The sequence below is a fragment of the Georgenia faecalis genome, from assembly GCF_003710105.1.
Classification (GTDB): Bacteria; Actinomycetota; Actinomycetes; order Actinomycetales; family Actinomycetaceae; genus Georgenia_A; species Georgenia_A faecalis.
This window is the reverse complement of record NZ_CP033325.1, coordinates 14,256-27,536: the sequence shown is the minus strand read 5'-3', so window position 1 is coordinate 27,536 and position 13,281 is coordinate 14,256. Positions and strand designations below refer to the sequence as shown.

The 13,281-nt window shown below is 73.7% G+C and carries 13 protein-coding genes; 7 read left to right on the top strand and 6 right to left on the bottom strand.

The window, feature by feature from the left end; translation table 11 throughout:
• Positions 1–3: 3 nt before the first annotated feature.
• Genes EBO36_RS00125 through pknB form a run of 6 tightly spaced genes read left to right on the top strand, consistent with a single transcriptional unit; the run spans position 4 to position 7,801 of the window.
• Entirely contained in the window at positions 4–537 is a 534-nt protein-coding gene (locus tag EBO36_RS00125; RefSeq protein WP_122822822.1) for an FHA domain-containing protein FhaB/FipA, read from the top strand.
• A gap of 5 nt (positions 538–542) precedes the next feature.
• On the top strand, positions 543–1,898 hold the full coding sequence (locus tag EBO36_RS00120; RefSeq protein WP_122822821.1) for a PP2C family protein-serine/threonine phosphatase: 1,356 nt from the start codon (positions 543–545) through the stop codon (positions 1,896–1,898).
• Positions 1,892–3,346: an FtsW/RodA/SpoVE family cell cycle protein gene (locus tag EBO36_RS00115; RefSeq protein ID WP_122822820.1), complete on the top strand. Its 1,455-nt coding sequence runs from the start codon at positions 1,892–1,894 to the stop codon at positions 3,344–3,346. Before EBO36_RS00120 ends, EBO36_RS00115 begins: the two co-directional genes overlap by 7 nt.
• On the top strand, positions 3,343–4,800 hold the full coding sequence (locus tag EBO36_RS00110) for a peptidoglycan D,D-transpeptidase FtsI family protein (protein ID WP_122822819.1): 1,458 nt from the start codon (positions 3,343–3,345) through the stop codon (positions 4,798–4,800). The genes EBO36_RS00115 and EBO36_RS00110 overlap by 4 nt, the downstream gene beginning before the upstream one ends.
• Positions 4,797–5,858, top strand: a complete 1,062-nt coding sequence (locus tag EBO36_RS00105; RefSeq protein WP_122822818.1) for a serine/threonine-protein kinase — start codon at positions 4,797–4,799, stop codon at positions 5,856–5,858. The genes EBO36_RS00110 and EBO36_RS00105 overlap by 4 nt, the downstream gene beginning before the upstream one ends.
• Positions 5,858–7,801: a Stk1 family PASTA domain-containing Ser/Thr kinase gene (gene pknB, locus EBO36_RS00100; RefSeq protein ID WP_387966914.1), complete on the top strand. Its 1,944-nt coding sequence runs from the start codon at positions 5,858–5,860 to the stop codon at positions 7,799–7,801. The genes EBO36_RS00105 and pknB overlap by 1 nt, the downstream gene beginning before the upstream one ends.
• 97 nt (positions 7,802–7,898) lie before the next feature.
• Here the strand turns inward: pknB and EBO36_RS00095 are convergent, their stop codons facing one another.
• From EBO36_RS00095 to EBO36_RS00085, 4 genes are read right to left on the bottom strand one after another with little or no spacing between them, the layout of a single operon-like run.
• Entirely contained in the window at positions 7,899–8,525 is a 627-nt protein-coding gene (locus EBO36_RS00095; RefSeq protein ID WP_122822817.1) for an aminodeoxychorismate/anthranilate synthase component II, read from the bottom strand.
• Entirely contained in the window at positions 8,525–8,686 is a 162-nt protein-coding gene (locus EBO36_RS15130) for a hypothetical protein (RefSeq protein WP_164471252.1), read from the bottom strand. Before EBO36_RS15130 ends, EBO36_RS00095 begins: the two co-directional genes overlap by 1 nt.
• Positions 8,686–9,468 (bottom strand): class E sortase, encoded by a 783-nt coding sequence (locus tag EBO36_RS00090; protein ID WP_122822816.1) that lies wholly within the window; start codon positions 9,466–9,468, stop codon positions 8,686–8,688. The genes EBO36_RS15130 and EBO36_RS00090 overlap by 1 nt, the downstream gene beginning before the upstream one ends.
• Complete coding sequence (locus tag EBO36_RS00085) at positions 9,455–10,456, bottom strand: DUF881 domain-containing protein (RefSeq protein ID WP_122822815.1); 1,002 nt, start codon at positions 10,454–10,456, stop codon at positions 9,455–9,457. Before EBO36_RS00085 ends, EBO36_RS00090 begins: the two co-directional genes overlap by 14 nt.
• A 134-nt stretch (positions 10,457–10,590) precedes the next feature.
• Here EBO36_RS00085 and EBO36_RS00080 point away from each other — a divergent pair, with 134 nt between their 5' ends.
• Entirely contained in the window at positions 10,591–10,836 is a 246-nt protein-coding gene (locus EBO36_RS00080) for a cell division protein CrgA (protein ID WP_122822814.1), read from the top strand.
• Positions 10,837–11,766: 930 nt separating this feature from the next.
• Here EBO36_RS00080 and EBO36_RS00070 read toward each other — a convergent pair.
• Positions 11,767–12,606 carry a rhomboid family intramembrane serine protease gene (locus EBO36_RS00070; RefSeq protein ID WP_122822812.1) on the bottom strand — a complete coding sequence of 280 codons (840 nt, stop codon included), beginning with the start codon at positions 12,604–12,606 and terminating at the stop codon, positions 11,767–11,769.
• 15 nt (positions 12,607–12,621) lie between these two features.
• Entirely contained in the window at positions 12,622–13,143 is a 522-nt protein-coding gene (locus tag EBO36_RS00065; protein ID WP_122822811.1) for a peptidylprolyl isomerase, read from the bottom strand.
• Between the last annotated feature and the right edge of the window lie 138 nt (positions 13,144–13,281).

Below are 13,281 nucleotides of genomic sequence, written 5' to 3'. Positions count from 1 at the left end.
CTGATGAGCGAGCTCGCCGTCACCTTGCTGCGCCTGAGCTACCTGGTGCTCCTGTGGGTCTTCGTCCTGGGCGCCCTAGCGGTGCTGCGCCAGGACATCTTCGGCACCCGCCTCAACCGCCGCCCCCAGCGGGACCGGCGCGCGGCTGCGGCCGCCACCGCCCGCAAGGCCGCCGCCGCCCCGCCGTCCGCGCCGCCCCGGCCCGCGCCCCAGCCGGCCGCCCCGGTGCGGACCGGTACCCGCCACACCCCCACCCGCCTCGTCGTCAGCGCCGGACCGCTCGCCGGGGCGTCCCTCCCGCTCGGGCCGGGCCCGATCCTCGTCGGCCGCGCCCCGGGGTGCACCCTCGTGCTCGACGACGACTACTCCTCGGGCCGGCACGCCCGCTTCTTCCCGCAGGACGGCCAGTGGTGGCTCGAGGACCTCGGCTCGACGAACGGCACGTTCGTGCGGGACGAGCGCATCTCCACCCCGGTCGTCGTCCCGGCCGGCACCCCCGTCCGCATCGGCCAGACCGTCATCGAGCTGCAGCGGTAGGGGCCATGAGCATCGTCCTGCACTACGGAGCCCGGTCCGACGTCGGCCTCGTCCGCTCGTCCAACCAGGACTCCGCCTACGCCGGGCCGAACCTGCTCGTCCTGGCCGACGGGATGGGCGGTCCCGCCGGCGGCGACATCGCCTCCTCCGTCGTCGTCGCCCACCTGGTGCCCCTCGACGCCGAGGCCCACGGCGGGGACGACCTCCTCGACCACCTGCGCCGCGCGCTGGCCGCCGCCCACACCGAGCTGGAGGAGCGCGCGGAGGCCGACCCGGAGCTCGCCGGCCTGGGCACGACGTGCATCGCCATCCTCCGCTCGGACACCAAGCTGGCGATGGTCCACATCGGCGACTCCCGGGCCTACCTCCTGCGCGGCGGCGAGCTCACCCAGGTGACGGCGGACCACACGTTCGTCCAGCACCTCGTCGACCTCGGCAAGCTCACCCCGGACCAGGCCGAGCGTCACCCGCAGCGTTCCGTCCTCCTGCGGGTGCTCGGCGACACCGACAGCGACGTCCTCCTCGACGAGTCGGTCCGCGAGGGACGCCCCGGGGACCGGTGGCTCCTGTGCTCCGACGGCCTGTCCGGCGTCGTCAGCCCCGAGACCATCGCCGAGACCCTACGCACCGTCGCGGACCCCGGTGAGTGCGCCGAGGACCTCATCGCCCTCGCCCTGCGGGCTGGCGGCCCGGACAACGTCACGTGCGTCGTCGCCGACGTCCTCGCCGCCGAGGGCCTGCCCGACGGCGCCGCGCCGCCGACGACGCCGCAGGTGGTGGGGGCCGCCGCGACCGACCGGCTGCGCCGCACCCGCGGCACGACGGGCGCGGCGGGACGGGCCGCCGCCCTGGCCGCGGCGGCCGCCGGACCGGCCCCCGACACCGACGACGACGACACCGCGCCCCGCTCGTCGCGGGGCCGGTGGATCGCGGGCGGCTTCCTCGTCCTCGTCCTCCTCGCCGCCGTGGGCGCGGCCGGCGTGCTGGGCTACCGGTGGACGCAGTCGCAGTACTTCCTCGCGCCGGCGGACGACATGGTCGCCATCTACCAGGGCATCCCGCAGGAGGTCGGCCCGCTGAGCCTCGCCACCCTGCACGAGACGACCGACGTCGCGCTCGCCGACCTGCCCGGGTACGCCCGCGACCGCCTGGGCGACGCCATCACCGTGTCCTCCCTCGACGAGGCGCAGGAGCGGGTCGAGGCCCTGCGCGGGGAGTCCCGGCCCGCGACCACCGACGCGACGGCCGACGCCCCCGCGGGCCCCAGCCCCAGCCCCAGCCCCAGCCCCAGCCCCAGCGGCGCGACCACCGGCGCCCCGGCGCCCGCCGGCGCAGGCGCCGCACCGGTGCCCTCATGGTGACCATCACCGAGCAGCGCGCCCGGTCCGGGCGGGGTGTCGAGCTGGTGCTCCTCCTCCTGGCCCTCGCCGTCGGGCTCTACGCGTACGCGCAGGTGGGCCTGGCGACCACGGGCGCCCTGCCCGTCGGCATGGCCGTGCACGGCGGTTCGCTCGCCGTCCTCGCGCTCGGCACGCACGTGGTGCTGCGCTGGCGCGCCTCCTACGCCGACCCCGTCATCCTCCCCGTCGTCGTCGCCCTCAACGGCATCGGCCTCGCGATGATCTACCGGCTCGACCAGGCGTACGAGGCCGCCGACCGCACCGCCGGGTTCGCCGACCGGCAGGTCCTGTGGACCGCCATCGGCGTCCTGGCCGCCGTCGGCGTGCTCATCGCCCTGCGGGACCACCGCACGCTGCGCCGCTACACCTACACCGCCATGGTGGCCGGCCTCGTCCTGCTCCTGCTGCCCCTCCTTCCGGGCCTCGGCAAGACGATCAACGGCGCCCGCATCTGGATCGGCATCGGCCCGCTGTCCTTCCAGCCGGCCGAGCTCGCCAAGATCGTCCTGGCCGTCTTCTTCGCCGGCTACCTCGTGACCCAGCGGGACAACCTCGCCCTCGCCGGCCCGAAGGTGCTCGGGCTCCAGCTGCCGCGCCTGCGCCACCTCGGCCCGATCCTCCTCGCCTGGGGCGTCGCGCTCGTCGTCCTCGTCTTCCAGCGCGACCTCGGCGCCGCCCTGCTCTTCTTCGCCCTCTTCGTCGCCATGCTCTACGTCGCCACCGAGCGGCTCAGCTGGGTGATCATCGGCCTGCTGCTCTTCGGGGGCGGCGCGGCCCTGGCGGCCACCGCGTTCCCGCACGTCGGTGCGCGCTTCGACGTGTGGCTCGACGCCCTCTCGCCGGAGATCTACAACCGCCAGCCCGGCGGGTCCTACCAGGTGGTGCAGGGCCTCTTCGGGCTGGCCAGCGGCGGCCTCATGGGGACCGGCTGGGGAGAGGGGCGCCCCGACGTCGTCCCCTTCGCCAACTCCGACTTCATCATCGCCTCCCTCGGCGAGGAGCTCGGCCTGACCGGCCTCATCGCCATCCTCGTGTGCTACCTCCTCCTCGCCGAGCGCGGGCTGCGCGCGGCGATCGGCGTCCGGGACGGCTTCGGCAAGCTCCTCGCCTCCGGCCTCGCGTTCGTCGTCGCGTTCCAGTGCTTCGTCGTGGTCGGTGGCGTCACCCGCCTGATCCCGCTCACCGGCCTCACCATGCCGTTCCTCGCCCAGGGCGGCTCGTCGCTCCTGGTGAACTGGATGATCGTCGCCCTGCTCCTGCGGGTCTCCGACAGCGCCCGGCGCCCGGCGCCGCTCACCGGTGACCTGCCCATCGCCCCCATCGCCGGGGGCGGGCCGTCGGTCCCGGTCGACGGCGGCATGCCCGAGGCCGACGACTCCTCCCCCACCGAGGTGGTGAGGCTGCGATGAACACCCCGATCCGGCGCCTGACGACCGTCGTCGCCCTCATGTTCGTGGCCCTCATGGTCATGGCCACCTCGGTGCAGTTCGTCCAGGCCCCCGCCCTCAACGCGGACGGCCGCAACGTCCGCACCGTCTACCGCGAGTTCGGCCGGGACCGCGGGCCGATCGTCGTCGCCGGCGACGCCGTGGCCGTCTCCACGCCCGTCGACGACGTCTACGGCTACCAGCGCTCCTACCCGGGCGGGGCGCTCTACGCGCCGGTCACCGGGTACTTCTCCGCCGCGCTCAGCTCGATGACCGGCATGGAGGCCGCCGCCAACCCGGTCCTCAACGGCACGTCCGACTCCCTCCTCGTCCAGCGCATCCAGGACCTCATCACCGGTGCGCAGCCGCAGGGCGGGTCCGTCGAGCTCACCATCGACCCCGTCGTCCAGCAGGCCGCGTGGGACGCCCTGGGCGACCAGCGGGGGGCCGTCGTCGCCCTCGACCCCCAGACCGGCGCGATCCTCGCGCTCGTCTCCACGCCGAGCTACGACCCCGACCCGCTCGCGGCGCACTCGAGCGCCGAGGCGCAGGCGGCCTACGACGCCCTCCTCGCCGACCCGGCGGACCCGTTGACCAACCGGGCCATCGGCGGGGACCTCTACCCCCCGGGGTCGAGCTTCAAGCTCGTCGTCGCGGCCGCCCTGCTCGAGTCCGGGGACTACGGGCCCGACTCCGAGGTGCCGGCCCCGGCCGAGCTCCAGCTGCCCCAGTCGACCCAGGTGGTGCGCAACCCGGGCGGCATCTCCTGCACGGCCAACGACACGGCGCCGCTCATCTACACCCTGCAGGAGTCCTGCAACACCACGTTCGCCGCCCTCGGCATGGAGCTGGGCCAGGACGCGCTGCGGGAGCAGGCCGAGGCCTTCGGGTTCGGCGCCCCCCTGGAGATCCCGCTGCGGGTCACGCCGTCGGTCTACCCCACCGACCTCGACGAGGCCCAGACCGCCATGACGGCGATCGGCCAGTACGACGTGCGGGCCACGCCGCTGCAGATGGCGATGGTCTCCGCCGCCATCGCCAACGACGGCGTGCAGATGCGGCCCTACCTCGTGGCGACGGAGCGCGGCCCGGACCTGGAGGTCCTGCGCACCACCGAGCCCGACGAGCTGCGCCGGTCGGTGTCGACGGAGACGGCGGAGGAGCTCACCGCCATGATGGTCAACGTCGTCGAGCAGGGCACGGGCTCCGCGGCCCAGATCCCGGGCGTCGACGTCGCCGCGAAGACCGGCAGCGCCCAGGCCGGCGAGGGCCGCTCGCCCCACGCGTGGTTCACGGCGTTCGCGCCGGCCGAGGACCCCGAGGTCGCCATCGCCGTGCTCGTCGAGTACGGCGGCAACGAGGGCGACCTCGCCTCCGGCGGGACGACGGCGGCGCCCATCGCCCGACAGGTCCTCGAGGCGGTGCTCGACCGGTGAGGCCGCAGGCGGGGCTGCTCCTCATGGGCCGCTACCAGCTGCGCTCCCGGATCGCGCTGGGCGGCATGGGCGAGGTGTGGCGCGCGTGGGACGTCGACGCCGAGCGCGCGGTCGCCGCCAAGGTGCTCCGTCCCGAGCTCGCCGGGCAGGAGGCCTTCCTCGCCCGGCTCCGCGCCGAGGCCCGCAACAGCGCCGGGCTGCACCACCCCAACATCGCCGCCCTGCTCGACTACGGCGAGCAGGACGGCTCCGGGTTCCTCGTCATGGAGCTCGTCGACGGCGAGCCGATGACCGCCCTGCTGGAACGCCGCGGCACCCTCCCGGCGGCCGAGCTCCTCCCCGTTCTCGCCCAGGTGGCCCGGGGCCTGCACGCCGCCCACGCGGCCGGTGTGGTGCACCGCGACGTCAAGCCGTCGAACATCCTGCTCCCGCCGGGCGGCCCCGTGAAGATCACCGACTTCGGGATCTCGCTCGCCGCCGGGCAGCCGGCGCTCACGGCCGCGGGGATGGTCATGGGGACCGCCCAGTACCTCTCCCCCGAGCAGGCCACCGGCCGGCCCGCGACCCCGCTCAGCGACCTCTACGCCCTCGGCATCGTCGCGTACGAGGCCCTGGCCGGGCGCCGGCCCTTCACCGGCCGCACCGAGGTGGAGATCGCCGTCCAGCACGTCGACGCGCCGGTCCCGCCGCTGCCCGACGACGTCCCGGCTCCCGTCCGGGACGTCGTCGCCCGCCTGCTCGCCAAGCACCCCGCGCTGCGCCCACCCTCGGGCGAGGCACTGGCCCGCGAGCTCGACCGGCTCGCCCGCCCGTCGCACGCGCCGTCGTGCTCGGTCCCGTCCGCCGCCTCGGCCCCGCGCCCGGGGACGGTGCGCCGACGACGCGACCGGACCCGCCGCGCGATGGGCGCCGTCGGTGTGGGGCTCGCCACGACCATCGGCGCAATGGCGCCCGGCACGGTCCCCAGCACCCCCGGCATCGGTACGCTGGCCCTGCCCGAGGACTCGGGCGCCGCCGGCGCGCGTGAGACCGATCGAATGACTGCGAGGGACTCCTAGTGGTGGACGAGGTACCGCGCATGCTCGGCGGCCGCTACGAGGTCCGCGACCTCATCGGACGCGGCGGCATGGCCGAGGTGTACATCGGCTACGACCGGCGCCTGTCGCGCACCGTGGCCATCAAGGTGCTGCGCTCCGACCTCGCCCGGGACCCCACCTTCCAGGCGCGCTTCCGCCGCGAGGCCCAGTCCGCGGCCGCCCTCAACCACCCGGCGATCGTCTCCGTCTACGACACGGGCGAGGACGACGTCGTCACGGCGTCGGGCCAGAGCGCCCACGTGCCCTACATCGTCATGGAGTACGTCGAGGGCCACACCGTCCGCTCGCTCCTCACCGACGGCACACCCGTGCCCATCGACGAGGCGGTCGAGATCGTCAGCGGCGTCCTCGGGGCGCTGGAGTACTCCCACCGCGAGGGCATCGTCCACCGGGACATCAAGCCCGGGAACGTCATGCTCACCCCGACCGGCGCCGTCAAGGTCATGGACTTCGGCATCGCCCGCGCCATGGCCGACTCCGCCGCGACGATGACCCAGACGCACGCCGTCGTCGGGACCGCCCAGTACCTCTCGCCCGAGCAGGCGCGTGGCGAGGTCGTCGACGCCCGGTCGGACCTGTACTCCACCGGCTGCCTGCTCTTCGAGCTCCTCACCGGCCAGCCGCCCTTCAGCGGGGACTCCGCCGTCGCCGTCGCCTACCAGCACGTGCGCGAGGTCCCGCGGGCACCCAGCGACATCGCCCCCGACATCCCCGAGGCCCTCGACCGCGTCGTCCTCAAGGCGCTGGCCAAGGACCGCGAGGACCGCTACCCCGACGCCGCCGCCATGCGCGCCGACCTCGAGGCCGCCGCCCGCGGTGGCACCGTCCACGCCCCCGCCGTCGGCGCCTGGGCCGGCGCGACGTCCGTCATGGCGGCCGCACCGGCCACGCGGGCCATGCCCGCGGCCGTCGCCGCCGCCCGCACCGGCACCCAGGTCCCGGTCGAGGAGCCCGAGGAGGACAAGCGCTCCCCCTGGTGGGTGTGGCTGCTCGTCGTCATCGGGCTGGTCGCGGCCATCGGGATCGGCTACCTCCTGCTCACCCGGGACGAGGAGCCGGTGGACGAGGTCACCGTCGTCGAGGTCCCCCCGCTCGAGGGGCTCGACGAGCCCGCGGCCCGCCAGGCCATCGAGGGCGAGGACCTCGTCTTCGCCCTCGGCGAGCCCGAGGTCTCCGACACCGTCGAGGAGGGGCTCTTCACGAGCGCCGACCCGGCCGTGGGCACGGAGGTCGAGGAGGGCGACACGGTCACCGTGCGGTTCTCCGCCGGCCCGGACCAGATCGAGATCCCCGACGTCATCGGCAGGAGCCAGGACCAGGCGCGGGAGATCCTCGCCGAGGCGGGCCTGGAGAACATCCGCACGGCCACCGTCAACGATCCCGAGTGGGAGGCGGACCGCGTCGCGAGCACCGACCCGGCCGTGGGCGAGCCGGTGAGCCCCGACAGCGTCGTGACGCTCAACCTCGCCACCGGCAACGTCGACGTGCCCAGCGTGGTCGACCTGCCGGTCGAGCAGGCCAGCGCGCAGCTCAACGACCTCACCATCAACGTCACCACCGTCGACGAGGCCACGGCCGGCGTCGAGCCCGGGACGGTCATCGCGCAGGACCGCTCCGGTCCGGTCCCGCGGTTCGCCACCATCACCCTCACCGTGGCGGTCGCGCCCGAGGTCCCCGAGCCGACGACGCCGCCCCCGGCGACCGAGGCGCCCACCGCCCCGGCGGAGCCGACGGCGCCCACGGAGCCGGTGGACCCCACCGCCGAGCCGACCACGGCTGATGGCGGATCCCCGGGCGCGGCGCCGGGCAACGGCAACGCGGGTAACAACGGGAACGGCAACGGCAACGCCGGCAACAACGGCAACGGCAACGGCAACAACGGCCGGGGTAACGGCCGCCCCTAGCTCCCCGGTAGGCGCGGGCGGGGGCGCGGTCAGCGCCTCGCCCACGCGACGGTCAGGAGGGACGGCTGGACCCCGCGACGGCCGGACCCCGTGACGGTCAGACGCGGACGAGCGGCGCCATGCCGGCGCTGCGAGCGGGCGCGTCACCGTCGCCGGTGAGGGCCAGCCAGTTCGCCAGCAGCCGGTGACCGTGCTCCGTGAGCACCGCCTCCGGGTGGAACTGCACGCCGTGCAGCGGCAGGGTCCGGTGGGCGAGGCCCATGACGATGCCCGAGGCTGTCGTCGCCGTCACCTCGAGCTCGTCGGGGACCGTGGCCGGCTCGACGGCTAGCGAGTGGTACCGCGTGGCCGTGAACGGCGTGGGCAGCCCGGCGAAGACGCCGTCGCCGTCGTGCTCCACGAGGGAGGTCTTGCCGTGGAGGAGCTCCGGCGCGTGCGAGACGACGCCGCCGAACGCCTCACCGAGGGCCTGGTGCCCGAGGCACACCCCGAGCATCGGCTGCGCGTCCTGCGCGCACCGCTCGATGACGTCGAGGGTGGCACCGGCCTCCTTGGGCGTCCCTGGGCCCGGGGAGACCAGCACGCCGTCGAACTCCGTGAGGTCGGTGGGGACGTCGTCGTTGCGCACGACCGTCGTCCGGGCGCCGAGCTGCTGGAGGTAGCCGACGATCGTCCAGACGAAGCTGTCGTAGTTGTCGACGACGAGGATGGAGCTGGCTGCCACTAGGAGTCCCCGATGGTGGTCTCGTTGAACGGCATGTACGGCGAGATCTCCGGGAACAGCCACGTGAAGCAGAAGTAGACGGCGGCGACCGCGAGGATGAGGACGAGGATGATGCGGAACCACACCGGTCCCGGCAGCACCCGCCAGAGCAGTCCGTACATCAGCGCGTCCCCTCGATGAGCTCGGCCGGCCGTCCGTCCGCCTTGTCGACCCAGTAGGCGAAGGTCCCGTAGGTGATCCACCGCTCGGCCGCGGAGAACAGCGGGTGGCAGGTGGTCAGGGTGATCATCCGTTCGGTGGGGATGACGCCGGGCTCGTTGGGCACGGGCGCGATCACCTCGATCTGGCTCGGGTCGACGATCTCGTGGCTCGTCACGCGGTAGACGATGTAGGCGGTGGTGGTCTCCACGATGAGGGAGTCGCCCTCGACGATCTGCTCGATGTCCCGGTACGGCGCCCCGTAGGACTGCCGGTGGGCCGCGGTGGCGAAGTTGCCGATCTCGCCGGGCAGCTGGGTGTCGGGGTAGTGCCCGATGTAGCCCTCGTTGAGGACGTCCGCGAGCCCGACGCCGTTGGCGATGGGGACGTGGTAGTCGAGCCCGAGCCGCGGGATCCACATGGTCCCGAACGTCTCGCCCTCGGCGACCGCCGCCGGGATGGGCGGTGCGTCGGTGCGCTCCTGGCCCGGCACCTCCGGCGCCTCGACGAAGTCCGGCTCCTCCTCCCAGGCCGCGAGGGCGCGGTCCTGCTCGCCCCGCGCCTCGACGTCCGTCCACCACAGCTGCCACACGACGAAGAGGGCGAGAAGGACGCCCACGGTGATCATCAGCTCGCCGATGATGCCGATGAGCGTGGAGAAGAACCCACGACGAGGCCGCTGTCGAGGGCGCGTCGGAGGTCGGCCGGCGGCGCCGGGGGGCGTAGCGGTCTCAGTCGTCGCCATCGAGGCTCCCCTCGTCGGTACCCGCGTCGCCCACAGCGTAAGGCACGCCGGCGCGCGCGTAATCCATACGGAGGCCGCCCTCGTAGGCCGGCACCTCGAGCTTCGACTCGGTCTTGAGCGACCAGCCCAGGTTCACCGCGTCGACGTACTGGAGGTAGATCTCGACGGCGGGGGAGTCGGCGAGGGCGGCCCGCAGCTCGTCGGGGTCGCCGATGGCCGCGATGTCGTACGGCGGGGAGTAGTGCCGGTCGTGCAGGAGCAGGACGTTGCCGATGCAGCGGACGGCCGACGTCGAGACGATCCGCTGGTCCTCGATCATCATCGCCTCGGCGCCACCGGCCCAGAGCGCGTTGATGACGGCCTCGACGTCCTGCTGGTGGACGACGAGGTCGTCGGGGTGCAGCCCGCGCTCCTGGTAGTCCGGGGGCACGGGTGCGTCCCAGAGGGCGACGACGACGCCCGGGCCGCTCATCGGCGTGCGTCCCGCCGCCTGGGCGAGCGCCTCGTCGCGCTCCCCCTGGACGTCCGTGTCCGGATGCTCGGCAACCAGCTCCTGGAGCTGCGCGCGCAGCTCGCCGACCTCGGCCTCGCGCTCCTCGAGGCGCTCGGTCTCCGCGCGCGCCAGCTGCACGAGGTCGGCCGGGTGCCGGTCGTCGTCGTCGGAGAAGATGGACGCGTTCGTGGCGAAGAGGAGCCCGGCCAGCGCCGCGACAGCGCCGACCCCGATCGCCCCAGCGCGGCGCGGGCGCCGGGCCTCGGGGTCGCCGGTCGGGGTGTCGGCGGTGGTGCGGGCCTCCCCTGCGGAGGAGTCGCCGGCCGGGGTGTCGGCCGTGGTGCGGGCCTCCCCTGAGGAGGAGGCGTCGGGCGGGGTGTCGGCGGGAATTCCGGCCTCGCCGACCGGGGCGTCGGCGGGCGCGGCGTGGTCTGGTCCGGCGGCAGGGCGGCGTGCCCGCGTGCCCTCGTCGTCCTCCACAGGTCCCCCGGTCATGTCCACGGCCGTCGCCGCGCACAGGCTGCGCGATCGTCCCCATTACGCTAAGTCACGAGCGCGCCGTCGGAAACCCGTCCGGGGCGGAAGCGAGGGACCGCCAGCGGGCGGACGACCCGAAGGAGACCTGAGCCGTGCCGGAGTCGAAGCGTCGCAAGAAGGCCACGTACACCCCGCCGCCGACCCCGGCCGCGCCCAAGGCAAGCCCGACCTGGTGGGTGCCCACCGCCGTCGTGCTCATGGCAATCGGCCTGCTCTGGGTCGTCGTCACCTACATCCTCCAGGCGTCCGGACCGATCCCCGGGATCGGGCAGTGGAACCTCGCCGTCGGGTTCGCCGTCCTCATGGTCGGTTTCCTCATGACCCTGCGCTGGCGCTGAGCTCGCCAGATCCCCACTTTGACGGCGCGGCGCCGACGATGGTGCCGCGCCCGAGGAGTAGCTGCACCCGTATGGGTCGCGGCGCGGCGCCTGGTGCATCGGTCGCCACCTAGCCACAGGCGGTCACGGTCACGGTCACGGTCACGGTCACGGTCACGGTCACGGTCACGGTCACGGTCACGGTCACGGTCACGGTCGCGGCGCCGCGCCCGTACCCGAGCCTCGGCCGCACCGCGCCCGTGCGGCGGGCTGTGCTCGCCCGCGAGTGAGCCGCGCATCGCCGCGGGACCTCTACACGGCCCCGCGTGACCCCTCAGCGCTGAGCAGCTGCGCACCACCGCCGGGAATCGGCGCCTATGGGTGAGATCCCCGCGCTATGACCACCGCAATGTCACCCACAAGGCCTCAGATGGTGAGTGGGTGGCTCCGGACAGCATCCCGGCGGCTCCGCGCGACTCCGCCCGCCCAGCGCGCAACCCCAGCGCCAGCGTGAGCCCCCATCGCCCAGAATTGGTGCCTATGGGTGAGGTCCCCGCGCTATAGCCACCGCAATGTCACCCACAAGGCCTCAGATGGGAGTCGCAGCCGGCGGTGCGTCGGCAGACGCGGGGCGACAGCAGGCCGGGGGCGGCGCAGGCCGGCGGTGCGTCGGCTGGCGGGAAGCGGCGACGAGGCCGATGCCCAGGCCCAGGCCCAGGCCGAGCGGGATTACCCACCCTGGGCGGCTGGGACGACCGCCCACGCACCGTCCCAGCCCCGCCCAGATGACAACCCGCGGCCCGGCCCCACCGTCCCCACCTGTGCACCTACCTGTGGAGAACCGCAGCGCCGGGTTATGCACAGGTGTGCGCAACCCTGTGGAGAACTACACCCGTGTCATTCCTGCGGTTCGACCCTCGGCAAACCGCGTGCTGCTGCGCCTTGCACCCGTCACACCCGCCCGTAGGCAACAAACGCGAGGAGGACGAGCGCCGCGAGGATCCCCACAGTGCCCACGACACTTATCCACAGTTTGCGGCGCGGCGTGTACAGGTAGATGGCTGCGAGCACGCCGCCAACGATGAGGCCGCCGAGGTGCGCCTGCCACGCGATGTTGGGCACGACGAAGCCGATGACGGCGTTGATGGCGATGAGGCCGAGGATCTGCGTCGAATCCCGCCCCAGCCGTCGCATGGTGAGGGCGATGGCGGCGAAGAGGCCGAACACCGCCCCCGAGGCCCCCACCACGGGGGTGTACCAGGAGTCGTTTGCGGGGCTCGCCAGGAGCAGCACGCCCACGGACCCACCGAGGGCGCTGAGCAGGTACAGCGAGAGGTAGCGCCACCGGCCCAGGGCCGGCTCGAGCACGCTGCCCACCACCCACAGCGCGTACATGTTGATGGCGAGATGGAGGAACCCGGAGTGGAGGAACGCCGCCGTGAGGAACCGGTACGGCTGGACGTCACCCACGACGGGGGCGAAGACGAGATCGCCGCGCAGCTGTGGCACCAGCGCCAGGACGAGGTACGCGGCGATGCAGAGCCCGACCAGCGTCATCGTGATGACCGGGCGTCCCCCACGGTCGCGGCCGCCGAGCACCGTGCGGCGCACCGGCAGGGCGGCGTTCGCCTGGGCGACGCAGTCGACGCACTGGATGCCCACCGGGGCTGGGCGCTGGCAGGCGGGACAGGTGGGCCGCCCGCACCGCTGGCAGCGCACGTAGGAGACCGTGTCAGGGTGCCGCGGGCAGACCGGCACGGCGCCGGTCTGCCCGCCGGGGTGTTCGCTCATCGGGCCTCGGGTGACTCAGTCCGTGATGGTCACGGAGCTGATGACGATGTCCTCCGCGGGCCGGTCGTTCGCACCGGTTCGCGTGGTCCCGATGGTGTCGACGACGGCGCGGCTCGCCTCGTCGGTCACCTTGCCGAAGATCGTGTGCTTGCCCTGGAGCCAGGTCGTCGGCGCCGTCGTGATGAAGAACTGCGAACCGTTGGTGCCGCGCCCGGCGACCTTGCCGGCGTTCGCCATGGCGAGGACGTAGGGCTCGGTGAAGTCGAGCTCGGGGTGGATCTCGTCGTCGAACGTGTAGCCCGGGCCACCGCGGCCGTTGCCCAGCGGGTCCCCGGTCTGGATCATGAAGTTGGGGATGACGCGGTGGAAGACGACGCCGTCGTAGAGGGGCGCGTTCGTCTCCTGGCCCGTGCGCGGGTCCGTCCAGGTGCGCTCACCGCGGGCGAGGGCGACGAAGTTCGCCACGGTCTTGGGCGCGTGGTTCGGGAACAGCTCGATGACGATGTCACCGACGGAGGTGTGCAGTGTGGCTTCCATCCTGCGATCTTGTCATGACGCACCCCCACGGGTCGCGGCGAGGCCGCCGTCCGCACCCTCCGCGCGCGGCTGGCACGGGCCGCTGGGACGCCGATGCTGCACGGGCACTGTTCGACGCGGCACAATGCGTCCCCGAGC

Coding starts and splice junctions, on each gene's coding strand:
- EBO36_RS00125 (WP_122822822.1), top strand. CDS start 4: ATGAGCGAGCTCGCCGTCACCTTGCTGCGCCTGAGCTACCTGGTGCTC.
- EBO36_RS00120 (WP_122822821.1), top strand. CDS start 543: ATGAGCATCGTCCTGCACTACGGAGCCCGGTCCGACGTCGGCCTCGTC.
- EBO36_RS00115 (WP_122822820.1), top strand. CDS start 1,892: ATGGTGACCATCACCGAGCAGCGCGCCCGGTCCGGGCGGGGTGTCGAG.
- EBO36_RS00110 (WP_122822819.1), top strand. CDS start 3,343: ATGAACACCCCGATCCGGCGCCTGACGACCGTCGTCGCCCTCATGTTC.
- EBO36_RS15130 (WP_164471252.1), bottom strand. CDS start 8,686: ATGTACGGACTGCTCTGGCGGGTGCTGCCGGGACCGGTGTGGTTCCGC.
- EBO36_RS00090 (WP_122822816.1), bottom strand. CDS start 9,468: ATGGCGACGACTGAGACCGCTACGCCCCCCGGCGCCGCCGGCCGACCT.
- EBO36_RS00085 (WP_122822815.1), bottom strand. CDS start 10,456: ATGACCGGGGGACCTGTGGAGGACGACGAGGGCACGCGGGCACGCCGC.
- EBO36_RS00070 (WP_122822812.1), bottom strand. CDS start 12,606: ATGAGCGAACACCCCGGCGGGCAGACCGGCGCCGTGCCGGTCTGCCCG.
- EBO36_RS00065 (WP_122822811.1), bottom strand. CDS start 13,143: ATGGAAGCCACACTGCACACCTCCGTCGGTGACATCGTCATCGAGCTG.